The organism is Variovorax sp. CCNWLW225 (assembly GCF_037204045.1).
Classification (GTDB): domain Bacteria; phylum Pseudomonadota; class Gammaproteobacteria; order Burkholderiales; family Burkholderiaceae_C; genus Variovorax.
Map to the genome: position 1 here is coordinate 1 of NZ_JBBCBV010000025.1, position 24,353 is coordinate 24,353.

A 24,353-nucleotide genomic window follows, 5' to 3' on the forward strand; every position below is an offset into this window, starting at 1 on the left:
GCCGTGGTCAACGTGACCGATCGTGCCCACGTTCACGTGCGGCTTGGTGCGGGTGAATTTACCTTTTGCCATTTTTCGACTCCGAAAAAAACGATTTCAACGTATGCAGATGGGTTGCAAACCTGCTGTTGCAACCCCCAAAAACTGGTGCCCTTTGCGGGAATCGGACCCGCGACCTCTCCCTTACCAAGGGAGTGCTCTACCACTGAGCCAAAAGGGCTTTGTCTAACCAATCGCTTCCGGCGTCGAACCGGGTCTCTGGAGCGGGAGACGGGAATCGAACCCGCGTCATCAGCTTGGAAGGCTGGGGTTCTACCATTGAACTACTCCCGCATCGGGGGCACTCAAAGGCACCCAAAGCGCTAGATCCAATCGCTCTTAGAAACCAAATTCATCGCTGGTGGAGAGGGCTGGATTCGAACCAGCGTACTCGTAAGAGGGCAGATTTACAGTCTGCTGCCATTAACCACTCGGCCACCTCTCCGGCGAACCTCGAAATATAGCACGGTTTTGTGATTTCACAGAACCTCCAGCACCAATAAGACGCAGGAACTGCACGAGGCGAACTGGCGGGAATTATCCGCGAAATCAGCCGCCCTGCTGGCGCGCCTCCCTCCAGGCACGCGCTTCGCCGAAATGCCCGCAGCCGATGAAAGGCACCGGCGGGCGCATCGCCGAAAGCGGCGAGGGGTGGTTCGACATCAGCACCTTGTGGCGGTTGATGTCGATCAACGCGCGCTTGCTTTGCGCATGCGAGCCCCACAGCATAAAAACAACAGGTTTGGCACCGTCTGATACATGCCGGATGACTGCATCGGTCAGCACTTCCCAGCCGCGCCCCGAATGGCTGGCCGGCTGCCCCTCCTCCACCGTGAGGCAGGTGTTGAGCAGCAGCACCCCGTGGGTCGCCCACTTCACCAGGCTGCCGCCGGGGTTGGGAAACGGCGGCGGGGGCGTTCCGAGGTCGCGCTGAAGCTCCTTGAAAATGTTGCGCAGCGACGGCGGCAGCGCCACGCCGGGCGCTACCGAAAAGGCCAGCCCCTCCGCCTGGCCGCGCCCGTGGTACGGGTCCTGGCCCAGGATCACCACGCGCACGTCGTCGGGCGGCGTCAGTTCCAGCGCCCGCAGCGGCTGGGGCGGAAAGATCACGGCACCGGCGTCGAGGCGCTCACGCAAAAAGCCCAGCAGCTTCTGCCCGACGATGCCGCCGAAGAATCCGTCGACCAGCGGCTGCCAGCCCGGCGCCACCGGCCAGTCGGCAGGATCGCTGCTCGACAGCTGATCGGGCCGGCTCATCTGAACAATGCGGCGAGTGCCTCGCCCGGCTCCTTGGCGCGCATGAACGCTTCGCCGACCAGGAAGGCGTGAACGCCGGCCGCGCGCAAGGTGGCGACGTCTTCACGCGTGGCAATGCCCGACTCCGTTACGGCCAGCCGATCCGCCGGCAACCGCGGCAGCAGGTCGATGGTGGCCTGGATCGACACCTCGAAATTGCGCAGGTTGCGGTTGTTCACACCGATGAGCGGCGTCTTGAGCTTGAGCGCGCGGTCGAGCTCGGCTGCATCGTGCACCTCGACCAGCACCGCCATGCCCAGCCCGCGCGCAATGGCTTCGTAGTCCTTCATCTGCGCGTCGTCGAGGCAGGCCGCGATCAAGAGAATGGCGTCGGCGCCCATCGCGCGCGATTCATAGACCTGGTAGGGGTCGACGATGAAATCCTTGCGCAGCACCGGCAAGTCGCAAGAGGCACGCGCCTGCTTGAGGTAGTCGACGCCGCCCTGGAAAAACTGCTTGTCGGTCAGCACCGAAAGGCACGCGGCGCTGATTTCGCCATCGCCCTCCGCATAGCTCTGCGCAATGTCAGCCGGAATGAACTCTTCGCGCAGCACGCCCTTGCTCGGGCTCGCCTTCTTGACCTCGGCAATCACCGCAGCCCGCCCCGCGGCGATCTTGGCGCGCAAAGCGCCTTCGAAATCACGCGTCAGCACGCGGCTCTCGGCGTCGAACCGCACGGCTTCGAGCGGGCTTTTCTTCTGCGCCGCAGCGATTTCCTGCCGCTTGACCGCGATGATCTTGTCGAGGATGTCGGACATGTTCTGTATTCGTCTTTAGCGGTTGTTCAAACCGATGTGGAAGCCTTGACCAGCTCGGCCAGCTTGTTCCGCGCCGCGCCGGAGGCCACGGCTTCGCGCGCGCGGTCGATGCCGGCGGCCATCGAATCGGCCACGTTGGCGGCATACAGGGCCGCGCCTGCGTTCAGCAGCACGATGTCGAGCGCCGGACCGGCCTGATTGTCGAGCACCCCCAGCAGCATGGCCTTCGACTGCTCGGGCGTTTCCACGCGCAGCGTGCGGTTGCTCGACATGGCAAAGCCGAAGTCTTCAGGATGCAGTTCGTACTCGCGAATTTCGCCGTCCTTCAGTTCACCCACCATGGTGGCCGCGCCGAGCGAAATCTCGTCCATGCCGTCGCGTCCGTACACCACCAGGGCGTGCTCGGTGCCAAGCCGCTGCAGCGCGCGCACCTGAATGCCCACCAAGTCCGGATGGAACACGCCCATCAGGATGTTCGGTGCGCCCGCCGGGTTGGTCAGCGGCCCCAGGATGTTGAAGATCGTCTTGATGCCGAGCTCCTTGCGCACCGGCGCCACGTTCTTCATGGCCGGATGGTGGTTCGGCGCGAACATGAAGCCGATGCCCACCTCTTCGATGGAGCGCGCAATCTGTTCCGGCTGCAGGTTGATGTTCACGCCGAGCGATTCCAGCACGTCGGCGCTGCCCGACTTGCTCGACACGCTGCGCCCGCCATGCTTGCTCACCTTGGCGCCCGCGGCCGCCGCCACGAACATCGAGCAGGTCGAGATGTTGAAGGTGTGCGAGCCGTCGCCGCCCGTGCCGACGATGTCGACCAGGTGCGTGGTGTCCTTCACCGGCACCTTGGTGGAGACCTCGCGCATCACCTGCGCCGCGGCCGTGATCTCGCCGATGGTTTCCTTCTTGACGCGCAGGCCCGTGATCAGTGCCGCCATCATCACCGGCGAGCACTCGCCGCTCATGATGAGCCGCACGATGTGCAGCATTTCGTCGTGAAACACCTCGCGGTGTTCGATGGTGCGCTGCAGCGCTTCCTGGGGGGTGATCATGAAGAGTCTCCTCGGTGTTTTCAGGGGCCGACGCGACCGGCCGGCGCGTCCGTAAATGCAAGCTTGAGGCCGAAGCCGATGAACAGCACGCCTGCCGCGCGATCGAGCCAGTGCATGCCCTTCTGCACGGCGCTTCTGCGCGCCATCCAGCCGGCGAATGCGGCCCATCCCACGACGATGGGAATGGAGTTGAGATTGAACAGCACGCCCAGCATGACGAAGTAAAGGCTCTTGTTGTCTGCGTCGGGTGCGATGAACTGCGGCACGAAGGCCAGGAAGAACAAGGCCACCTTGGGGTTCAGCACATTGGTCCAGAAGCCGCCGAGAAAGATCTCCCTGAGCCCGCGCTCGGCGGAGCCCGCAGCAGCCGCTTGCATATCCGCCGGCGGCTTGGCGCGCGACAGCACCATGCGCACGCCAAGGTACAGCAGGTAAGCCGCGCCCACGTACTTGAGCACGGTAAAGGCCGCTGCCGAGGTGGCCAGCAACGTGCCAACGCCGACTGCCGCCGCGAAGATATGGACGAAGCAGCCGGTGAGAACGCCGAACCCGCCCACAATGCCGGCGCGCACGCCAGAGCGCAGCGAATTCGTCACGATGTAGAGCACATCAGGCCCCGGGGTCAGGTTCAGCAGCCAGCCTGCGGCAATGAAAGCGAGCAGATGCGGAAGATCGGGCATCGCGGGCTCCTTGGTTCCCTGGTGTCAGGCGTTGAAGAAGCCGCGGATGGCGGCAACGGCGCGGTCCACGCCCGCCGCATCGACATCGAGATGCGTCACGAAGCGCAGCCGATAGAGGCCCGTCGCAAGAACGCCCTGCTGGTTGAGGTGCGCGAGCAGTTCCGAAGAACGCGCCTGCGCTTCGCCCGTCAGGTCGACGAACACGATGTTGGTGTGCGGCGCCTCGACCTTCAGGCCTTCGATGCCTTCGAGCCCCTGCGCCAGGCGCTGCGCGAGCGCGTGGTCATTGGCCAGCCGGTCGATGTGATGGTCAAGCGCGTGCGATGCCGCCGCCGCAAGCAGGCCTGCCTGCCGCATGCCGCCGCCCGCCATCTTGCGGACGCGATGCGCCCGCGCAATGAACTCGCGCGACCCCACCAGCGCCGAGCCGATCGGCGCGCCCAGGCCCTTGCTGAAGCAGACCGACACGCTGTCGAAGCACTGCGCAATCCGGCGGGCTTCCGCCCGGATGTCGTTGCGCTTGTTCAGCGCAGCCTGCGCTGTCGCGGCGTTGAAGAGACGCGCGCCGTCCAGATGCCGCTGCAACCCCTTGCTCTTCGCAAGATCGGTCGCGGCTTGAACGTAGTCGAAGGGCAGCAACTTGCCGCCCAGCGTGTTCTCCAGCGCGAGCAGCTTCGTACGCGCGAAGTGCGCGTCATCAGGCTTGATCGCCGCTTCGATCTGCGCGAGCGGCAGCGTGCCGTCGGGCGCATGGTCGAGCGGCTGCGGCTGCACGCTGCCGAACACCGCAGCGCCGCCGCCTTCCCAGCGGTAGCAGTGCGCCTGCTGGCCGACGATGTATTCGTCGCCCCGCCCGCAGTGCGAAAGAATGGCGCACAGGTTGCTCTGCGTGCCGGTCGGCACGAACAGCGCCGCCTCGAAACCCAGCAGCGCGGCGATCTTTTCCTGCAGCGCATTCATGCTCGGATCAGTGCCGAAGACGTCGTCGCCGAGCGGCGCCGCCATCATGGCCTCGCGCATTGCCGGGGTAGGCTGCGTGACGGTGTCGCTGCGCAGGTCGACGACGGAGGAACGGTCTGTCATGGCGGGTCAGTCCAGGAAGTTCTTGAGCATGGCGTGGCCATGCTCGGTGAGGATCGATTCCGGGTGGAACTGCACGCCTTCGATGCGCACGTCATGCGCAAACCCGGTGTGCCGCACGCCCATGATCTCGCCGTCGTCGGTCCACGCGGTGATCGCCAACGCCTTCGGGCAGCTCTCGCGCTCGATCGAGAGCGAGTGATACCGGTTGACGATGAACTTCTCCGGCAGCCCCGCGAAAACGCCTTCCTGGGTCGTCGTGATCTCGCTGGTCTTGCCGTGCATGAGCTGCTGCGCGCGAATGATCTTGCCGCCGAAGGCTGCGCCGATGGCCTGGTGGCCCAGACATACGCCAAGAATCGGCAGCTTGCCCGCGAAGGCCTCGATGGCCGCCACCGACACGCCCGCTTCCGCCGGCGAGCAAGGCCCCGGCGACACCACGAGCCGCGTCACGCCCGAAGCGATCAGCTCGCCGATCTGCGCCACGGTGATCTCGTCGTTGCGGTGCACCTGCACATCCGCACCCAGCTCGCCAAAGTACTGGACGATGTTGTAGGTGAACGAATCGTAGTTGTCGATCATCAGCAGTTTCATGGCTTGCTCACAATCCGGTGCACGCCCTTGACCACGGGGAACACGTTGAAGTTGATCAGAAGACCCAGCTTGAGGCCCGAGAGACGCAGCGCGGCAAGCACCTGCGCGCGGTGCAGGTCGGTCAGCACGTCGACCGCCTTGAGCTCCACGATGACCGATTGCTCGACCACGAAGCCCGCGCGGTACACCTCGCCGAGCGAACGGCCCTTGTAAGTGGCCGACAGCGCCACGCCCTGCGCAAAGCCGATCTCGCGCTCGGCGAGTTCAATGGCCAATGCGGCGGCATAGGCGTCCTCGCTCAGGCCCGTGCCGAGCACGCGCTGCACCTCGACTGCGGCGCCGATGATCTCGTGCGAAAAGTCGTTTTGAATATCAGGCACGTTGCTCATTCCAGCCCCTCCTCGACCAGTTCGGCAGCGCGCAGCAGTGCGCGCGCCTTGGCTTCAGTTTCTTTCCATTCCAGCTCGGGCACCGAGTCGGCGACCACGCCGGCCGCAGCCTGCACGTGCAGCATCTGGTCCTTCACGATGCCGGTGCGAATGGCAATGGCCACATCCATGTCGCCCGCATAGCTGATGTAGCCGCAGGCGCCGCCGTAGAGGCCGCGCTTGGTGGGCTCGAGCTGGTCGATGAGTTCCATCGCGTGCACCTTGGGCGCGCCGGTCAGCGTGCCGGCCGGGAACGTGGCCTTGAGCACGTCGATGGCCGTCATGCCGTCCTTCAGCGTGCCTTCGACGTTGCTCACGATGTGCATCACGTGGCTGTAGCGCTCCACCGCGAAAGCCTCGGTCACCTTCACGGTGCCGGTCTTGGCGATGCGGCCGATGTCGTTGCGCGCAAGGTCGATCAGCATCACGTGCTCGGCGCGCTCCTTCGGATCGTTGATGAGCTCTTCCTCCGCGGCCTTGTCGAGCTCCAGCGAAGCGCCGCGCGGACGCGTGCCGGCCAGCGGGCGGATGGTGATCTTCTGCTCGCCCTCGCCCGTGTTCTCCTGGCGCACCAGAATTTCAGGCGAAGCGCCCACCACGTGGAAATCGCCCAGGTGGTAGTAATACATGTAAGGCGACGGGTTGAGCGAGCGCAGCGCGCGGTACAGCGACAGCGGCGATTCGGTGTACCGCTTGCTGATGCGCTGCCCCACCTGCACCTGCATGAAGTCGCCGGCGGCAATCATGTCCTTGGCGCGCTCCACCGCAGCAAGGTAGTCGGCCTTGGCAAAGCTTCGCTCCGGCGGATGCGGCTGCGTGGGCTTCACGATGGGAGCGCTCACCGAGTACTTCAGTTTTTCCTTCAGCTCGCGCAGGCGGCGCTTGCCTGCCGCATAAGCCTCGGGCTGCTTCGGATCGGCATAGACGATCAGGTACAGCTTGCCCGAGAGGTTGTCGATGACAGCGAGTTCTTCGCACTGCAGCAGCAGGATGTCGGGGCAGCCCAGCGCATCGGGCGGGCAGCTTTTTTCGAGCTTGCGTTCGATGTGGCGCACCGTGTCGTAGCCAAAGTAGCCCGCAAGACCGCCGCAAAAACGCGGAAGCCCCGGACGCAGCGCCACCTTGAAGCGCTTCTGGTATTCGGCAATGAAGTCCAGCGGATTGCCTGCAGCGGTTTCGACCACCTGCCCGTCGGTCACCACCTCGGTCACTGCATCGGCACCAAAACCGCTGGCACGCAGCAGCGTGCGTGCGGGCAGCCCGATGAAGCTGTAGCGACCGAAGCGCTCGCCGCCCACCACCGATTCGAGAAGAAAGCTGTGCTTGCCGCCACCCTGCGAATGGGCCAGCTTGAGATAGAGGGAAAGAGGGGTCTCGAGGTCGGCAAAAGCCTCGGCCATCAGCGGAATACGGTTGTAGCCCTGGGCGCTGAGGCTCTTGAATTCAAGTTCGGTGATCACGGATTCGTTCTCCAGTTGCCTCGCGGCGCTTCTTGGCCGGTGGCAAGGTCATTCACTGGTGGTCCGGAGTCTGCAGCGATCCGGTACCGCGGGCGCACGGCGTGCGCCGTGCAATCAAACAGTCAGCGATGTATGGCTACGCCAGGGCCAGGCTCCCCGGCTGCCTTGACCTGTTTGAATGATGTGATGAACGAACATGGAGCGTGGAGTTTAGCCCACGAAAACGCCGCTCGCGCAATGGCCGCCTTCAGGGTTCCCCCGGAGAAGCAGGAGTAAAACGAAAAGATACATTCGAACGACCGTTCGCAAATCGAGGAGATCACGTGCCCGCTGTTTCGCTTTCATTCCTGCCGTTCTCCCGCTTTGCCGTGCTTGCCTGCGCAGCCGCCATCGCAACCACCGCCTCGGCCGCACAGGTCGACGTGGCCGGCGTGAAGCTGGACGACACCCTCGCCCTTCGCGGCACCACCCTGCAGCTCAACGGCGCGGGCGTGCGCTACAAGGCTGTCTTCAAGGTGTACACCGCCGGCTTCTACGTGGGCAAGAAAGTCTCCACGCCCGAAGAGGCGCTGGCGGCGCCCGGCCCCAAGCGCGTGGCCATCACCATGCTGCGCGACATCGAGGCCAATGAACTCGGCAAGCTCTTTACCAAGGGCGTGGAAGAAAACTCGCCCAAGACCGAAATGGTCAACCTCATTCCGGGGCTGCTGCGCATGGGCCAGATGTTCGCGGACCAAAAGCAGCTCAAGGCCGGCGACACCTTCACCATCGACTGGCTGCCCGGTACCGGCACGCTCATTACTGTGCGCGGCGTGCCTCAGCCCGATCCGATCAAGGAACAGGCTTTCTTCAATGCGCTGCTGCGCATCTGGCTCGGTCCCGTGCCGGCCGACTGGAAGCTGAAGGACGCGCTGCTAGGAAAGCAGTAGCCCGGCAACCAAGCGAGCACGCGCCGCGCGCGCTTTTCAGACGGCCGCGCGGCCCAGTTCGGCCAGCGAATCCACGAAGCCATCGGCATCCACGCCGCGCACCGGCTCGCCATGGTTGTAGCCGTAGGTCACCAGCACCACCGGGCATCCGACGGCACGCGCGGCCCTCGCGTCGTTGCTCGAGTCGCCGACCATCAGCGTGCGCGCGGGATCGGTGCCCAGCGCCTCGCAGGTCTTCAGCAGCGGCAGCGGGTCCGGCTTCTTGCGCGCGAAGGCATCGCCCCCGAACGCGAATTCGAAGAATCCGTCGAGCCCTTTTGCAGCCAGCAACGGCTTGGCGAACGAGGTGGGTTTGTTGGTGAGGCACGCCAGGCGCAGCCCGCGCACGCGCAGCGCCTTGAGCCCCTCGGGCACACCGGGGTACACCGCCGAGTGCTGCCCGTTGATGGCCAGGTAATGGTGCTGGTAGCGCTCCCAGGCGCGATCGAAAAGCGCCTCTGCCCGCGCGCGCAGCGCATTCGCGCCGGCCTCCGAAGCGCCATCGCCGCCGGAGTCCATCACATGGGCGAGCGCGGAAAGGATCAGGTGCTCCGAACCCTTGCCCACCATTTTTTCGACTGCCGCCGGAGGTACCGGCGGTAGCGAAAGATCAGTGAGCATGTGGTTCAGCGACACCGCGAAGTCGCCGAGGGTGTCGACCATGGTGCCATCGAGATCGACGATGGCAGCGTCGAAGCGGGTGTGGTCGAAGCTAATAGAGTTCAAAACAAACAAATAGAGTTCAAAAAACTGCTCGGTACTTTACCGGGCATGAAGAAATAGAGTTCAAAACATTTCGATGGCGTAGATGGAAGGCGAAGGTTCTAGACGTAACTCATCGACGATGGGAGAGCCGAGCCGCGTGAAGTGCTGCTTTCGCCGACGCAGTCACAATTAGACGATCAGATTTCGCACGTCGCCCGACTTGAGGAGGACGCGCGACGCGACATGTGACGAGCAAGTTGCGCGCACCGACCAGGCCCTCCCGAGAAACCGGTAGGCCCCGACCGAGAACCGAGGTTGAAGACGCCTTGATGTCACTCACTGACAAGCCAATAAGCCCTGGCTACGCCACCGCGCTTCGCGTAATCAACACCGAACATCATCAGGTCAGCCAAATGGGCGTCGACCGCCTCGCGACTTATGCCCGGTTGCACTCCAACAACGGTAAAGCTTCGTTTTGTGGCCACCGTATCTTGCAGCAGTTGAGCAAGTTCCGGGAGATTTCCGACAACGAAGCTAGAGGGAAACCGGTGTCGCTGATGCATACGGTCCCGCATATGAGCCAACAGCGTGGCTACATCACAGTAGTAAACCGATTTGACCAGTTGGCCGGCGACTTCGTATACATCACCGACTCGCCCTCCGGTCGGAGCGCCGCCGGCTCCTTTGCAGTGATAGAGACCGATATCAACATCTCCCTCAGCTGAGACGGTCACGGCAATGTAGTCCGCCGCCTCTCCAGAGCGATGATCGTAGAACAGAGCCACCAGACCCGGTACAGCCCGCAAGTGCTGCTCCAGATGCTCTTGAACCGTGGTTTGGCCAGCGAGCGCTGCACGCTTCCGCGCCGCGTCAGCCGTTCCATCGTTGGGTACAAACTCGACTCCGATGGAGCACCCGTTCCAGTCAATGAACTCTGCATCTCCAGGCGTCAATGCCGCGGCTTGAATTTGCGGTGCAGCCATAAGATTCATTCCCTCAAAAGAGGACTTGTCGGCCGCATAAAAAACCGGCGGATGCTCTCGCAACCATTCGTCGAGCGGCATCCAATCGTCCATTGCCGACTCGACCTGGATCTCTATCACCTCGTCCAGGAGAGAGACCATTGGGCCGTTCTGGATCGAGAATCGCATGAGAATGGAGTCTTCTTCATGGATGACCTTGAAGTCCATTCTTCCTTCCGCCGGCAAAGGGGCGAACTCAGCCAGCTCGCAGTCGGTGAGTCTCTTGTAGGAAGCATCGCCCCCGGCCCGCCAGTACCGTATGCGCGGATTCGTCTTGAACCCGGCTTTGGACCAGCTCCCCGCTATGACCACTTGGGGAATTTCTCGCAGTTGTGTTGCAGCGCGCACGATGTCCAGTTGCGTTTGGGCGAACGGGGCGTTCCCAACAAGCCGAGCATTCATCCGCTCGACCCAATCCATAAATTCGGACACCGAGAGATTCTGATTGCTCCATATGCGCGAACTGCTGCTTGCGCCGATGGTCTCCTTTTCGTTGCCGGCCATGCCGCTGCCGAAGAAGTGCCCCTGCGAATAGGCTCTGCCATCTCCAGCCGTGACCGCACGTTCCGCGGCGGGCCCCGTGAGGGTCCGATACGTCTCACCTTGAGAATTGAAAGTGGTGTTCTTCAATCCGACGTTGTAAAAGCGCACCTCATCCAGGCCAGCTCGAGCTCGACTGGTTTCCTCGTAGCTCAGGGGTCGCGAGCTTTCACAGACTTCGTTCATGAGGCCTTGATAAATTTTCTCGGTTCGCCTTGTTGACCCGATGTAGCAGAGCCCGCCGACTGGGAAATACATCAACAAGAATGCGTCGTGCCGGATGTTCATCAACACGTCAGAAGTCGCCCACTTGGGTGGATTCTCATCGACCGTCAGCACAAGGCTGACCGTTCCGTCCTCCGTTACCCATTGCTTGACGGCACGTAGTGCCTTGCCCACCGTATCGCCAATCTTCGAGAAGTCGGGGGCCTCTGAGCAACGAAAGACGCGAACGTGCGCATAGAGCTGAAGGACGAGCGGAGACACTGCGTCGTAGTCGGATTCTGCGACCTTGCTCACGGAGAATCGCTCAAGAACTGCCTGCTCCTCCGCATTTCCTTCAAGTTCTTCTTGAGCCGCGTTGTCAATCATGAGGGCAAGGTCAACGCCTTCTTTCAACAGCGCATTTGGAGCGTCAACAATACGCGCGAGAGGTGCGATCAGCGTTGCATCTCCGGTGGTGTCGTCGCTTCGAGCAAAGCGTCCTATGAACTGAATCGTCGGCACCAGGGAGCGGTGAGGCGCGTGCAAGGCGGCGACCTTCAACTTGGGAAAATCGTACCCCTCGCCAAACATGTCGACGCACACAATGCCTTGCAGCTCTCCAGACAGAAGCTTCTTTTCGTATTCGTCCTGCTTTCGCTTGCCAACTTTGCTGTCGATGGCTTCGACCGCGACCCCAAGGCCGCGGTAGATTGGTACAAGCTCCCGCGCGGTTTTGATGTTCGCCGCTCGAACAAACAATCGATGGTCCTTCCCCTGTTGCGCATCGGCTTCCAATTGAGCGACGGCGGTCACGGCGATGGATCGATCAATCTCAGCGTCGTTGAGGGGGTCAACAACCGGAGCAGCGCGGAACGACACTGGACGGAAAGCTCCTTCGTCAACCGCACGTGTCACTGGGTAGCGATAGACCAATTTTCCCGGAATAACGCGGCCGTCACGCCTGAATGGTGTTGCCGTGAGAAAGAGGAATCGAGCGCTCTTGAAATGCGCCAAGAAGGCGGCCCACGTATCTGCAGGGGCATGGTGAGCCTCATCAAAAACGATGAGGTCGAACAGATCTTCGCGCGCACCTGGCGCCAAGGAGGGAGAAGCGCTTGACGGCGTCGAGACTACAACGTCCTGTTCAGCAAGCTGCTCCCACGCGGCAGCATCTTCAGGCCGCCCTTCGAGCCTGGCGACCATTGGATTTGGAAACTCCGCGGGAATAGCACCGATTCTTCGAAGCGTGGAGAGCTCACGAAAATGAGAGGTGACTTGTTTACGCAGCGCATCGGAGGGCTCAACGATGAGAACACGCTGCGCGCCTGTAAGCAGCGGCAAGGCCATCATCAACGACGTCTTTCCGTAGCCAGTAGGCAGACACACGATGGCTGGGTCATCGTGAATAGTGGCGTGGGCAAGTACCGCATGAAGCGCGCCAAGTTGCCCGAGTCTGAAACCTTGATTCGGCGTCGAGCCCTGCTTTGCAAGGTTCAATGCGTCGCAATGTGCCGCGAAAAATCCAGCCATAGCCCCTCCAATATTTCTTCTTGTTTATACGCGCTACATAGGATGTAGGGACCTCCATTCCCATCAATATCATTTCAATCGCCTCTGACTCAACCGTCGTGCACTTGCAGGCAAACACCTGTTTAACCCATCCACCGGGTCAGTGTGCCGTCCCCCGGCCTTGCTGCTGGCCTCGCCCGCTTCCAGCTACATGACCGGGGCGATCATTCCGGTCGATGGTGGTACCTCCGCGCGATAGGAGACAGGAACCCCGCTACTTCAACGCGGCGCCGCCTCGCGCGAGGTATTGCACCGAGAGGCGCGCGAACTGGCCTCCGTCTGTGCTGATCGAGGTTTGGTGACCGCCGCCAGCGCTGAAGACCATTCCGATGGTATGCATCTCGCCGTATTCCTGGGTGTTGGTCAGCATGTAGTCGACGTGGTTGTCGCGGTAGTGCTGGTCGGTGCCGCCGGGCGTATCGGAAGGCACGCCCATCGGCGTCTGCCACCACAGGATCGGCAGGCCGTTGCCCAGGGCCGTGCGGTAGTCCGAATACTGCTTCTGGTTGTCGTGGAAGCTGGGGCTGGTCTGGTTGCTCACATCCCAGTAGAACGGGGCGCTTCCGTTCTGGCATTCTGCGGGTGGCGATGCTGCCTCCCGGCAGCCCGCGTCGCGGTCGCTGGTCTGCGCGACGATGAAGTCTGCCTGGTTCGCGCCGACGGCACGCATCATCGCGGCGACTTCGACGGGCGTGCCGCTCCAGAAGGCGGGCGGAAACCCGATCAGCGCCTTCGGGGCGACCTTGCGCCCCATCTGCACGAAGCACTGGCCGAGGCCCGCGACGGTGTCGGGCAGCGTGGCGCATTCGGGCTGGCCGCTCACGGCGGCGGCCATCTTCGTCAGGTCGCGGCCGGGCGCCTGCGATGCGGCGAAGCCCCAGAAGTCCGGCTCCACGTTGACGAGCGCAGGCTTGCCCCATTCCGCGATGCGCTGGTACATCAGGCGGACCTGGCCCCAGTACTTGTTCATGAAAGTCGCATCGCTGATGCCGCTCAGGTTGCCCTCACCGTTCGCGGTCATCTGGTAGAGCGTGAACATGGGCACCGCACCATAGGCATCGGCAGCCTGCGCGGTGTAGGTGACATAGGCCCCATCGGGGCTGTTCCAGGTGGGCCATGCACCCGAGCCGACGCCCACCAGGTACTGATCCACGATGTCGGGATGGATGTCCTGGCTCTTCATGTCGTCGATGGATGTCGTCCCCAGGCCGACCAGCACACGAGAAGGTTTGCCAAGCTTGTTGGCCATGGCGACGGTGGCAGGCACAGGTGCGGAGCCGCCGCTCGTGCCTCCATTGCCACCCTGGGTACCGCCGCCGGAGGTGTTGCCGGCCACCTGGCCACCGCTGTTCTGCCCGCCGTTGCTCTGGCCGCCATCAGATTGACCGCCGGTGCCGGACTGGCCCGCCAGGCTGCCGGCCAGCGGAATGCCGGCCCCTCCACCGCCGCCACCTCCACCGCCACAACCAAAGAGCAGCAAAGAGACCATTAGCGCGGAAGCGCACCGCCGAGAAAGAATGTCCATGAGAGAAATCCGAAAGGTCGAAGTCAAGCAAGCACCGGCGCGCCCGTGCATGCGCGCGCCGGTTCGGGTTCAGGGTGGTCCGGGCAGCGCGGCTGCCGGATGGCGCTCAGCGGGCGAGGTTCGCGATGAAGGCCGCGTCCTGCGCGCCGCTGTAGATGCGGAAGTCCTGCATGCGGCCCTTGAAGTACGGGTCGCCGCCGTACTGGGAACGGCCCAGCCAGGTCTGCGTGGTGCGGCCCAGCTGGAAGGGATTGATCCAGATGCCATCTGCGGTGGCGACCTGCGTACCGTCCACGTAGAGCGTGCCGACGGTGCCCGCGAGCGTGACCGCCACATGCACCCAGCGCCCAGCGGGCAGCACGTCGGTCGTCACCGACTCTTCGTTCCAGAACTGATTGCGCGAACTCGAGAAGCGCAGCTTGCCGCTGCCGTCGCGCGGGATGAGCCCCATGTAGGCCACGTCGTTGGAGCCGAAGTCGAAGATGCGCGCATTGACCACCGAAGCATCCCAATAGACCCACACCGCCACCGTGAAATCGCCCAAGGCCGACACAGCCCCGTCGGGCAACTGGACGTGACCGCTGCGGCCGTCGAGCTGCACGGCGCTTTCGCCGTTGCGTCCTTCGCCCCAGCTCGTGCCGCCCATCAACTGCCCATGCAGCCCGCGGCTGCTGGCATCGTTGGCATCGCCGTTGAGCGGCAGGTGCAGCCACAGCTCACCGGGCACCGCCACGCGCACGGTGTCCGCACCGGTCATCTCCCCGGCGTCGGTCACCGCGTCGATCCGGTAGTACCAGGTGCCTTGGCCGGGATCGTCGGTGTAGCTGCGCGGGTCGGTGACCGGTGCAAGGGTCGTGAACGGACCGTTCGGCGAAGCCGCCCTCTGCACGAGGTACTGGGAAGCGCCTGCGGTGCCCCACCAGGACAGCTGCACCTTTGCATCGCTCAGGAATGCGCTCAGGCCGCTCGGCGCTGCGGCAGGAACCGGATCGCGTGCATAGAGCAGCGTGCCGATGCCCGGCTGGTCGCCGCCATCGACGCGCTCCGGCCGTATCTTGTCGAGCATCGCCTTGGTCCAGGGTGCCGAGAGCCCCTTGCGGCTCACATAGTGGCTGTAGATGAGATCCCAGTTGGGCCGCAGCTGGTTTGTGCCCGCCGCAGCGGTGGCGGCCTGGTCGAATCCGTGGACGCCTTTGTAAGGAGCGAACGGCATCGTGAACCGGGCATTGCCGTTGGCATCGGCCAGGTTCGTCTTGGCCACATACTCCGAGCCGGCCAGCAGGCGGTTGTTCCCGTAGCCGAAGAGATCCTCACCTTGGTTCCAGGCCATTTGGCACAACATCCCGGCCAGCGCGATGCCGAGGGTCGAGTGGCCCTGGTCGCGATGGCTCTCCTGCCATTGCCCCAGATAGCCAGGATGCACGTAGTAGACGTTGTTGGCGCTCGCGCCGCTGCCACGGCCGCTCTTGTAATAGTTGCTCGCTTCGGCGATCAGGTCGCTCCGATCGCAGAACACGCCGATCGCGTAGACGGTGCAGATGTTGGCCAGGTCCCAGTTCGCCCAGTAGTGGGTGACCTTTCTGGTCTCCGTGCCGTTGTGGTTGACCAGGAAGTCGTGCGCCTTCGGGTAGAACACGTTCAGCAGCATGGTCTGGAAACGCGCGACGTCCTCCTTCGCCCAGCCGGGGTAGGTCCGCATCAGTTCCGCGGCGTTGGCCCATTGGTTGCCGTAGAGGCCCGAGGCGAGGTAGACGTTGGAGTCGCCGCCCAGTTCGGTCAAGGTCGACGACCATGCGTTGAGGAACTCCACCGCCTTCTTCGCGTAGCTCTCGTCGTTCGTGATCTTCCAGCGCAATGCGAGGTGAAGGGCGCGCACAAAGTCGCCGACCATCTGCCAATAGTTCTCGCCGTCGACACCGCGCGTCACCAACGCCAGGGGGCGCGGCTTCGCATCGAGGTTGGTGTTGTTCGTCTTGAGCATCATGTTCAAGCCGCCCACCCAGAGCTCCGCTTTGGCGGCCAGCTTGTCTCGGATGCGCTGCAGGTCGACCTCGGTGACCAGCAGGCCGGGGTGCGTGATCTTTTGTACTCCGGGCTCAGGGGTGGTCGGCCCGGGCGCTGGGGTGTCGGGAGTATCGACACCTGCGACGGCATCAGGGGTGGCACCCGGTGGCTGCTGCGCGGCAACTCCCCCTATCGGCGAAAAACTTCCGCTGCTGCCACCACCGCAAGCCGTCGTGCCAAGGGCGAGTGCACTCGCGGTGCCGATGAAGAAGGTGCGGCGATCCAGCAGGGCGACATCTTTGTCGTCATTCGAAAAGTGCGTCATTTGTCTAAAATGTGTAAACAAATAATTCTGCAAACTGCATGCCATCCGCCTCGATGGCCCGATGAAATGAAATCGGTAAAACCGATGGACGCATTGCGCGCGTTGCGAGAGACATGCAGCGGCAAGAAGTGACATTCGTTGTCACATGAGACGCCGACGACACGACATTGAATGTCACTGCCTCTTGCCATGTACGCACCGATTCAGAAGCCCGTGCGGTATCGACCTGCGCGACAGGACAAGGCGCTCATGAGTGTGAGCTGTACAGAGGCCGCAATGAGCCTTGAATTGCCTCTGAAAATGAGCGACTGAATTTCATTTTCGGAATGACCAAGAGCACTGCAACTTGCTTGCGTTCTCTCCATTTCGATGACGCAGCGATGCCGATGCTGAACACTGGCTCACCCGTTCGCGGTATTCGGGAACTCCTCGATGTATCCAAGCACTTCCTCCGCCGAGAAGCCGTTCGTCGCTGCCGTGTCGAGGTTGTACCGTGCTTCCTCATGAAAGAACTGAAGCGCCGAGTCGAGTCTCAAGCAGCCGATGGGACTGAAGGCGCCGACCATGAAGAGCGGCAGGACCAAGCTATCTGAGTCCCGCAGTCCTGAGCGCTGGAGAATGTACTTTCTCCCCTCGCCTTTCGTTGATCGCCTTGGAATCCGACCTCCGCAAGGAGTCCTCAATCATGCAAAGCAGTTCGCCCAATATTTGGAGACTGCACTGGCCGATCTTTCCCCTGCCGATGAAGATGACCGAGTTTGGTTGACCGCGAGGGTCTCCGGCCCGCATAGCCTTTTGGCAAATCGAGCTTCTACTGGTATTCGTTGTACCAGCCCTTCAAAGAACCCTTTGTTGGATAGCCCAGTTGCCGGATGGTGGGTCTGACGCGCTCTCCCAGCTTGATGTAGAGCTCAACGGCTCGAATCCGACCTTCGTAGGAGTACATGAACCACCTCCTGGCAGTCCAATTTTTCGTCCGCTCCCCGATCCGGGGTCGGGCCATCATTCGCCATCAATGCTGGTATGTCTACTTATCACCAATGACCGCGACAGCAGACACCTCGATCATCATTCCGACGAAAGGCAGGCTATGCACCGTGATAGACGTGCTCGCAGGGAAGTTGCCATCGGGCCAGAACTCGTGGCGAATCGGAATGAGCGGCTCCAGAAGCCTAGGGTCGGTCAGATAGACAGTGATGTTGACGACGTCTTTCATGCTGCCACCAGCGCGTTTGACCGCTGCGTCGATGGCTCGGAAGATCACGCGAGCCTGGCCTTCAAAGTCGCCGGCCATCGATTTTCCCTGTTCATCCCTTATGCCGACTTGACCCGATATCCAGACAGTCTTTCCACCTTGCGTGGCCACTGCGGTGGAATACCCCCGGGGCTGCCCAGCTTCTGATTTGAGGTACTCGCGGGCGTTCGCGGTCGTCGCCAGAAAAAGCGAACTGCATAGTGTCGCGAGCAGTGCATGACGAAATTTCATATCCACTCCTAATTTAGAGAGCAAGTTTCAATGGGGCGATGGAGGTAATGCGCACTTGGTATCGATGCCCGCAAGCCTTCATCGCCCCATCGCGGCAACACCGCCAGTTGCTACGACCGAGTCCTGATCCGGGGAACCACCCGAAGCGCCGATAGCACCGACGATCAGGCCCCCTTGCATCAGCGGAATACCGCCTTCAACAGCATTCGCGTGGGGCAACGTGAGAATGCGCAGGCCGGCGCCGCCAGCTGCCAGCGCATCCTGGAACGCCTTGGTCGGACGGCGGTACATCGCGGCTGACACCGCCTTGTTCTGGGCGACCAGAATGCTGGCGTTCTGCGTGTTGTCCATCTTCTCGAAGGCCACGAGGTTGCCGCTGGTGTCCACCACCGCCACGGCCATGGGAACGTTGATTCGACGGGCTTCGGCAATCGCAGCACCAATGGCACGACGGGCCTGCTCGAGATTGATGTTGCCGCCGTACTGCGGGACTGCTGCCGCGGCAGGTGCGGCTGCAGGCGTGGGTGCTTGCGCGATGGCCAGCCCGCTTCCGCCGCATACAGTGAGCGCAGCGACGAGGGATACGATGTTGCGGATAGTGATCATGGTTAATTCCTCCGGGTGAAAAATGACAGAAGCGCGCGCACGCATGTGCATTTCTCGGCGGTGCGCACTTCCCTTTGTTGATGCAAGTCGTCCAGTTGCGACCGCTGCCGCGACATCCCCGACATTCGGTCTTCGAGCTCTGATCTCGCAGCTTGGGCTTATGCGTGTCTTCACTCTGCTGAGATCTTGTTGTCCTTTACCACTTTCTCCCAGCGACGAGAATCGTTGGTCAGGAAACTCGCGAACTGGACCGGCGAATCGCCCGCTGGAACAAGACCCATATCAGCCAGGAACTTACTGAACTCCTCGGAGGCAGTTACGCCGCGCGCGGCCGCAGCCAACTGGTCGGCGATGCTCTGTGGAGTGCCCTTCAGGACGAAGAGCGCGTGCCAGGAGTCACCGTCGAATCCCGGGAACATTTCAGCAACGGCCGGGACTTCGGGCAGGCTCTTGATGCGGGCAGCACTCGAGACGGCGAGCGCGCGCAGCTTTCCTGTCTTGAGATACTGCAGGACGTCGGCGACGGGGCTGAACGCCGTGTCGATCGAGCCGCCAAGGAGATCAACCAAACCGCCGTCCTTGTAGGGCACGTGGGTCATGGATACTCCCGCGTTGTTGCAGAAGTAGGTCATGGCCACATGAGGGGCAGTCGCGACACCGTAGGAGCTGTAGTTCAGCCGCCCGGGAGTTCGCTTCGCTTCCTGGATCAGGTCGGACAGGTTCTTGAGCTTCGAGTCGGACCTCACGACGAGCACAAACGGAATTGCCAGCGTTCGAGTGACCGGGATCAGATCACTGACCTGGTACGGCAACTTCTTGTACACATGCGGGTTGATCGAGAGCGTGACATTTGCCGTGTACAAGAGGTTGTAGCCGTCCGGTCGCGTGGCGACGAACTGCTGTGCACCCACGATGGTGCTTGCCCCGGGCTTGTTGTCGACGATGACGGGTTGGTCCAGCGTTTTTGACATCCGCTCTGCGACAAATCGGGCGGAAACGTCAGGCGCGGTGCCCGCGGGAAACGGCACGATCATGCGTATCGGACGGCTGGGGTATTTCTCTTGCGCAAACGCGGGCGCTTGCGTCAGTCCGTACACGACAGCCGGAGTCCCTACGGCATGAGTAAATAACATCGAAGCAAAATCTCTGCGATTCATGTGAATACCCTCAGCTTGATGGATGGCCGGTTTTTCCGTTGTTGGGAGATAGAAGCAAGATGAATTCGAGGCTGTCGCGGCGGCCCACTCAATGCGGCAACGCAGCCTTGGCATGTACGATCCATGCTTGGGGCGTGCCGATCTCGAGCTGTATGTCTGACCGGTAACTGCGCTCGGCGACGGGATGAGCGCAATTCCTGCGGAGGCTGAAGCACCTTTCGGATTCCTCATTTCGGCATCCATGACGCACAAGCCCACGAGCCGCATTCCGAGACTTAGCTGTTCATCGCGCTGGGCTTCAGTTCTGCCGCGCTCAAGGTTGGCGGAAGCATCTGGAAGCGGTCGGTGATTCGGGCGTACGTGCCGGGGCTCGAAAGCCGCCCGATGGTGTCGAGCGCTCCCAAGTTCACGTGCAGTTGTTCGTTGAACACGCCCTCGCGGTAGTGCGCATAAACGACTTCACCCACCACGAGTCGGTGGCCTGAACCGCCGAGATCGTGCATCTGGGACAGGACGCACTCGAACTGGATCGGGAAGTTCACGATGCGCGGAGTCTGCACCTTCACGGACGGCTCGAGCGTGAACTGGGCCACCTCGAGTTCGCTGACGTCCGCAGGATATTCAGGACCGCAGGCGTTCATCCCCTCCCGGTTCTCATAGTCAACGAGATGCGCCACGAACTCGCGCGACGCTTCGATGTTGACCAGCGTGTCTTTGGGCTCGCCTGCGCGTTGATACTGCGTAGGCGCAATGGAGAACATCACCATCATCGGATTGATACTGGCGATGTTGAAGAAGCTGAATGGCGCCGCATTCAGCCCCGCGGGGCCCTTCGTGCAGATGAGCGCGATGGGACGCGGAACGATCGCGCTGGTGATCAGCTTGGCTTGCTGCGAAGGATTGAGTGCCCTGCAGTCGAGCCCGTGGAATGCGTGTGAAGGGGGCGATTGCGGCATGGCTGCTGTCCGTGACATTTATCAGGCCGTTCGGCCCTGGTCGGTTGTTCGACGATTCCTTCGTCGATCCTTGACAATGGTGATCGCCTCGATCTCCACGCGCCCCCCATGACCAAGCCTGCGGTTTGGAATATTCGGGTTAGGCGTGAGCGCTGAGCGATGAACAATGAGCTTCACTCTATAGATTCAGTGATCGGGTGCAAAGCGACGATCTTGGAAATCATTTTTCCTTGAAATGGAAAATTTGATTCACTCACTGAGCTATCGCTGTTGGTCCAGGCTGCGGGACATGGTGGCCTCAGCGGTGCATCCAGAGCGCTGGGGCTGTCGAATCCCGCGGCAACACGCTACCTGGCCGCGCGTGAAGTCTGGGTCAGGGTCGGCTGGTGGAGCGCAAGCCGTCAATCAACCACGCCCTTGCGCGTGATACGCCAGCAGAAGTGTGCGCAGCGATCTATGCGTCACCGAATTGGACATTCCAAGGCAGCATCGCCTCGTAGTCGTCGCGCCGGTCAGCGCGTAACGCTCGGCAATGAGCGCAGCGAGTTCTTCTACGGTGATGAAGGCAGTGACTGGCGGTGGCGACACGCCCGCTTGGATCGGACTGCCCCATCACCGCTCCTTCAGGCCACACGGAAAAAGCGCGGACGGGATTAGTGCTGCACCACCGCGATGTCGATGCCCTCCAGCAACCAGTGCAACTGTTCGGCCGTGGGGGTGAGAACCACCTCGGCCGAGGGCCGCTTGAGCAACAGCAAGGATCGTTACGCTAACAACACAGGATCCTTACCGCAGCAGCGCCTGCGGTTGCTGAACACATAGGCACGCGAGCCGAACGGATCCGGGCTCTTGCGCCCCACAACCAATCAGCCTCTCAATTCTGCGCACTTGCTCTGATGCCTACGTGTCCATGTAGCTCTACGCGGACGCGTAGCCTCGCGGCTCATCGCTCACTCAACAAGGGCGCGACTGATCGGCCGCGTCGAGACGGAGCATAAGGATTGGTTCCGCAGGCAGCCGCCCGAGAGGGAGATGGGGCGCTGAGCAGTTGTAGACACTTCAGCAGGCCAGAGCGTCACATCCTCCCGGTCCACTTCCGCTCGTATTCATGGGCCGCAAATTCATCAACCATGAAGTTGATGAAAGAGCGAACCTTCGCAGACAAATGCTTCCGGCTGGGGTAGGCGATATTGATCGTGAGCTCTGGCAACTCCCACTCGTCCAGCACGGGCACCAAGCGACCGGCAACAACATCGTCATAGAGGATGTAGCTGGGCTGCACCAGGATTCCATGGCCGTTCAGTGCGGCTGCCCTGAGCACTTGACCATCGTTTGACTCGAGCAGCCCGTGAACCGTCACTGACTCGCGCTGCGCGCCGCGAGTGAAGCTCAGCTCATTCGGATTCTTCGCATAGACGTATAGCAAAAGCGCGTGCAGTGGAAGCTCGCGCGGATGCTTCGGCACGCCTCGGTTGGCAAGGTATGCCGGGGATGCCGCCAGGAATCTCCGTGTCGTCCCCAAGCGACGAATCGTGATGGTGCTGTCTGGTTCCAACTCCCGGGTGCGGATTGCGACATCGATCCCGTTGTCGATCATGTCCAAGTATCTGTTCGCAGTTTCGATGTGCACCCGCAGTTGGGGATACAGCTGGTGGAAGCGCTGCAAACGAGGCGCAATGATCTGCATCGCGAAAGACAGCGAAGCGCTTACTCGTAGAACGCCTGAGGGATTGAGCGTTGCGCTTTGGAGCGCCGATTCCGCATCTTCCAGCTCATCGAGGATGTGCCGCGCACGTTCAAGGAACTCCTGACCCTCGCGTGTCAGGTACAGGCGACGCGTGTTTCGCTCGACTAGCCGCACCTTGACGCGGTTCTCGAGAGAAGCCAAGGTGCGACTCGCGGCAGGATTGGACAAGCCCAACGCCTCGGCGGCCTTGCCGAGCCCCCCGCGCTCAGCAACCTGGATGAAGAGCGATAGCTCAGTGAATCGATCCATTTTTCCGACTTTTGGAAATGTGAATTCCGGGCTGGGTGGTTTGTGTCCTGATTGTGAAATTCTAAAGTGTGGCTCCCCGGTTCGGTACATGGGTCTTATCCGAATCGTCCACTTTGGAGAAAGTATGAGCATCAATCGTTTCCGTGCGGTTCTTTCCCGCCGTACCGCGTCTGTACTCACGGCAGCAATGCTCGTCGGCGGCTCTGTCTTTGCCCAGACGACGTTTCCGACGAAGCCCATCCGGCTGGTCGTCGCGACGCCGGCAGGAACGTCACCGGACGTTTCAGCCCGATTCGTTGCAGAGCGCCTCTCCAGGGATCTCGGACAGCCGGTACTCGTGGACAACAAGCCGGGGGCGAGCTCGATCATTGGCGCGGACGCGGTAGCCAAGGCCCCCGCCGACGGATATACGCTTTTTTACGGCACAGCTCCGGCGATCTCGCTCAACCCGCATTTGTTTACCAAGCTGCCATACAAGTCTTCCGACTTTGCACCAATCATCCACCTCGTGGATGTTCCTTTTGTGTTGAGCGTTCGCGCGAACTCCCCGTACAAGTCGGTCGATGAGGTATTGCAAGCTGCCAAGCAGCAGCCCGGTAAGCTGACCTACGCGTCACATGGGCCGGGCACCCCAAACCATGTTGCGATGCTGGAGCTATTGCAGAAGACGGGCGCAACGATGACGCACGTGCCATACAAGGATGGAGGCATTCTGGACCTCATGAGTGGAGTCGTGGATTGGGCGTTCGTCGCCTCGGCCGATGCCATTCCTCAGATCAAGGGAGGAAAGCTGCGAGCGCTGGCAGTTTCCGCGAACGGACGTATGCCGAGTCTGCCTGGCGTCCCCGCCTTGTCCGAGAGCTTTCCCGGCAGTCAGCTCTACTCGTGGAACGGCATTCTGGCGCCGCGTGGCACCCCTGCGGAAGTCGTGGATCGCTTGTCGGCGCCACTGCAGAAGATCGCAGCGTCGAATGAGTTTCGGCAGTACCTGCTCGAACTTGGCTTGATTCCCGCCGGGGGAACACCAGCAGAGTTTCGTTCGTTCCTGGCCAAGGATTTTGAAAACTGGGGAGCAGTCGTAAAACAGAACGGAATTCGGCTCGACTGATGGAGCCAAACGGAAAGCGTCAATCTCACCAATTCAAAAACGGAGTTTTTAGTCATGACTTTCACGATCATTGCGCGCGACAAGCAGTCGGGTGATTTCGGTCTCTGCATCTCGAGCTTCTCGCCGGCGGTGGGTTGGGTAGCGCCGTTCGGGTCGGCGCAGGCCGGTGTGCTCTCTTACCAATCGTCCGTGGAACCTCGGCTGGGCAAGGTGGCGCTGGGCTTGCTCGAAAGAGGATATTCGGCCCAGAAGGTGCTCATCGACATGGAGCAGATGGACAAACACTGGGAATACAGGCAGGTCGGCGTCCTCGATGCGCGCGGCGGGATGGCCGTCTTCACGGGCAAGAAGAACTATCAATGGGCGGGGCACCGCATCGGCTCCGACTTCATCGCTTTCGGCAACGTGCTCGCCGGCGAGAAGACCATCGATGGGATCTGCGAGGCATGGGAGAGCAACCGTGCCGCGAGTTTCGACGACCGCTTGCTGCGCGCCATCGAAGGTGGCCGCGATGCCGGCGGCCAATTGGAGGGCCAGACCTCGGCGGCCATCAAGACGTTCGGCCGCAAGGGCACGGCGCGGCTCGATCTGCGCTGCGACCACGCGTCCGAGCCGATCGCGGAACTGCGGCGGATTGTCGACTGGTACATGCCGCTGGTGGAGTACTACGAGGCGCTGGTCGATGACCCGTCGGTCATGCCCCGGCACAAGGACTGGCTCAAGGCGCGCGGTATCGAACGCGAGTACGGCAAGCCGCCGCCGCACCTGGCCTGAACTTCATCCCATTTCTTCCGTGGA

22 protein-coding genes, 3 tRNA genes and 1 pseudogene are annotated in these 24,353 nt (G+C 61.8%); 3 read left to right on the top strand and 23 right to left on the bottom strand.

Annotated features, from left to right (window positions below):
* The 12 genes and pseudogenes from V9L20_RS24950 to trpE all read right to left on the bottom strand — a co-directional run.
* Nucleotides 1–72 (bottom strand): annotated as a pseudogene (locus V9L20_RS24950) (GTP-binding protein); the annotation flags it as partial.
* Nucleotides 73–145: 73 nt separating this feature from the next.
* Nucleotides 146–220, bottom strand: a tRNA-Thr gene (locus V9L20_RS24955).
* Between the two features lie 39 nt (nt 221–259).
* Nucleotides 260–333, bottom strand: a tRNA-Gly gene (locus tag V9L20_RS24960).
* A 65-nt stretch (nt 334–398) separates the two neighbouring features.
* Nucleotides 399–484: transfer RNA gene (locus V9L20_RS24965), tRNA-Tyr, on the bottom strand.
* 104 nt (nt 485–588) lie between these two features.
* Nucleotides 589–1,296, bottom strand: a complete 708-nt coding sequence (locus tag V9L20_RS24970; RefSeq protein ID WP_337298631.1) for a uracil-DNA glycosylase — start codon at nt 1,294–1,296, stop codon at nt 589–591.
* Nucleotides 1,293–2,093: an indole-3-glycerol phosphate synthase TrpC gene (gene trpC, locus V9L20_RS24975; protein ID WP_258503823.1), complete on the bottom strand. Its 801-nt coding sequence runs from the start codon at nt 2,091–2,093 to the stop codon at nt 1,293–1,295. Before trpC ends, V9L20_RS24970 begins: the two co-directional genes overlap by 4 nt.
* A gap of 26 nt (nt 2,094–2,119) precedes the next feature.
* Nucleotides 2,120–3,142: an anthranilate phosphoribosyltransferase gene (gene trpD / locus V9L20_RS24980; RefSeq protein ID WP_337298632.1), complete on the bottom strand. Its 1,023-nt coding sequence runs from the start codon at nt 3,140–3,142 to the stop codon at nt 2,120–2,122.
* 20 nt (nt 3,143–3,162) lie between these two features.
* Nucleotides 3,163–3,822 carry a LysE family translocator gene (locus V9L20_RS24985; RefSeq protein WP_337298633.1) on the bottom strand — a complete coding sequence of 220 codons (660 nt, stop codon included), beginning with the start codon at nt 3,820–3,822 and terminating at the stop codon, nt 3,163–3,165.
* Between the two features lie 24 nt (nt 3,823–3,846).
* Nucleotides 3,847–4,905 (bottom strand): low-specificity L-threonine aldolase, encoded by a 1,059-nt coding sequence (gene ltaE, locus V9L20_RS24990; protein WP_337298634.1) that lies wholly within the window; start codon nt 4,903–4,905, stop codon nt 3,847–3,849.
* A gap of 6 nt (nt 4,906–4,911) precedes the next feature.
* Nucleotides 4,912–5,496, bottom strand: coding sequence for an aminodeoxychorismate/anthranilate synthase component II (locus tag V9L20_RS24995; RefSeq protein ID WP_337298635.1), 585 nt, complete (start codon nt 5,494–5,496; stop codon nt 4,912–4,914).
* Nucleotides 5,493–5,885 (bottom strand): GxxExxY protein, encoded by a 393-nt coding sequence (locus tag V9L20_RS25000; RefSeq protein WP_337298636.1) that lies wholly within the window; start codon nt 5,883–5,885, stop codon nt 5,493–5,495. Before V9L20_RS25000 ends, V9L20_RS24995 begins: the two co-directional genes overlap by 4 nt.
* A complete protein-coding gene (gene trpE, locus V9L20_RS25005) occupies nt 5,882–7,384 on the bottom strand; it encodes an anthranilate synthase component I (RefSeq protein ID WP_258503819.1) in 1,503 nt (500 codons plus the stop codon). The genes V9L20_RS25000 and trpE overlap by 4 nt, the downstream gene beginning before the upstream one ends.
* A gap of 323 nt (nt 7,385–7,707) precedes the next feature.
* Here trpE and V9L20_RS25010 point away from each other — a divergent pair, with 323 nt between their 5' ends.
* A complete protein-coding gene (locus tag V9L20_RS25010; RefSeq protein WP_258503818.1) occupies nt 7,708–8,313 on the top strand; it encodes a chalcone isomerase family protein in 606 nt (201 codons plus the stop codon).
* Between the two features lie 36 nt (nt 8,314–8,349).
* Here the strand turns inward: V9L20_RS25010 and gph are convergent, their stop codons facing one another.
* From gph to V9L20_RS25065, 11 genes are all read right to left on the bottom strand, one after another.
* Nucleotides 8,350–9,078, bottom strand: coding sequence for a phosphoglycolate phosphatase (gene gph, locus V9L20_RS25015; protein WP_337298637.1), 729 nt, complete (start codon nt 9,076–9,078; stop codon nt 8,350–8,352).
* A 311-nt stretch (nt 9,079–9,389) separates the two neighbouring features.
* Nucleotides 9,390–12,353 (bottom strand): DEAD/DEAH box helicase, encoded by a 2,964-nt coding sequence (locus V9L20_RS25020; protein ID WP_125967186.1) that lies wholly within the window; start codon nt 12,351–12,353, stop codon nt 9,390–9,392.
* Nucleotides 12,354–12,606: 253 nt separating this feature from the next.
* Nucleotides 12,607–13,917 (bottom strand): hypothetical protein, encoded by a 1,311-nt coding sequence (locus tag V9L20_RS25025; RefSeq protein ID WP_337298638.1) that lies wholly within the window; start codon nt 13,915–13,917, stop codon nt 12,607–12,609.
* Between the two features lie 106 nt (nt 13,918–14,023).
* Nucleotides 14,024–16,246 carry a LamG-like jellyroll fold domain-containing protein gene (locus V9L20_RS25030; RefSeq protein ID WP_337298639.1) on the bottom strand — a complete coding sequence of 741 codons (2,223 nt, stop codon included), beginning with the start codon at nt 16,244–16,246 and terminating at the stop codon, nt 14,024–14,026.
* Between the two features lie 401 nt (nt 16,247–16,647).
* Nucleotides 16,648–16,830 carry a hypothetical protein gene (locus V9L20_RS25035; protein WP_125966960.1) on the bottom strand — a complete coding sequence of 61 codons (183 nt, stop codon included), beginning with the start codon at nt 16,828–16,830 and terminating at the stop codon, nt 16,648–16,650.
* A 227-nt stretch (nt 16,831–17,057) separates the two neighbouring features.
* Nucleotides 17,058–17,192 carry a hypothetical protein gene (locus tag V9L20_RS25040; protein ID WP_276312029.1) on the bottom strand — a complete coding sequence of 45 codons (135 nt, stop codon included), beginning with the start codon at nt 17,190–17,192 and terminating at the stop codon, nt 17,058–17,060.
* Between the two features lie 81 nt (nt 17,193–17,273).
* Nucleotides 17,274–17,732, bottom strand: a complete 459-nt coding sequence (locus V9L20_RS25045; protein ID WP_125966961.1) for a RidA family protein — start codon at nt 17,730–17,732, stop codon at nt 17,274–17,276.
* Nucleotides 17,733–17,810: 78 nt separating this feature from the next.
* Nucleotides 17,811–18,338, bottom strand: coding sequence for a GlcG/HbpS family heme-binding protein (locus V9L20_RS25050; protein WP_125966962.1), 528 nt, complete (start codon nt 18,336–18,338; stop codon nt 17,811–17,813).
* Between the two features lie 170 nt (nt 18,339–18,508).
* On the bottom strand, nt 18,509–19,495 hold the full coding sequence (locus tag V9L20_RS25055) for a Bug family tripartite tricarboxylate transporter substrate binding protein (protein ID WP_125966963.1): 987 nt from the start codon (nt 19,493–19,495) through the stop codon (nt 18,509–18,511).
* A gap of 275 nt (nt 19,496–19,770) precedes the next feature.
* Nucleotides 19,771–20,451 (bottom strand): flavin reductase family protein, encoded by a 681-nt coding sequence (locus tag V9L20_RS25060; protein ID WP_164547944.1) that lies wholly within the window; start codon nt 20,449–20,451, stop codon nt 19,771–19,773.
* Nucleotides 20,452–21,526: 1,075 nt separating this feature from the next.
* Nucleotides 21,527–22,447 (bottom strand): LysR family transcriptional regulator, encoded by a 921-nt coding sequence (locus V9L20_RS25065; protein WP_125966965.1) that lies wholly within the window; start codon nt 22,445–22,447, stop codon nt 21,527–21,529.
* Between the two features lie 124 nt (nt 22,448–22,571).
* Here V9L20_RS25065 and V9L20_RS25070 point away from each other — a divergent pair, with 124 nt between their 5' ends.
* Entirely contained in the window at nt 22,572–23,555 is a 984-nt protein-coding gene (locus V9L20_RS25070; RefSeq protein ID WP_164547946.1) for a Bug family tripartite tricarboxylate transporter substrate binding protein, read from the top strand.
* 54 nt (nt 23,556–23,609) lie between these two features.
* Complete coding sequence (locus V9L20_RS25075) at nt 23,610–24,329, top strand: DUF1028 domain-containing protein (RefSeq protein WP_125966967.1); 720 nt, start codon at nt 23,610–23,612, stop codon at nt 24,327–24,329.
* Nucleotides 24,330–24,353 lie beyond the last annotated feature (24 nt).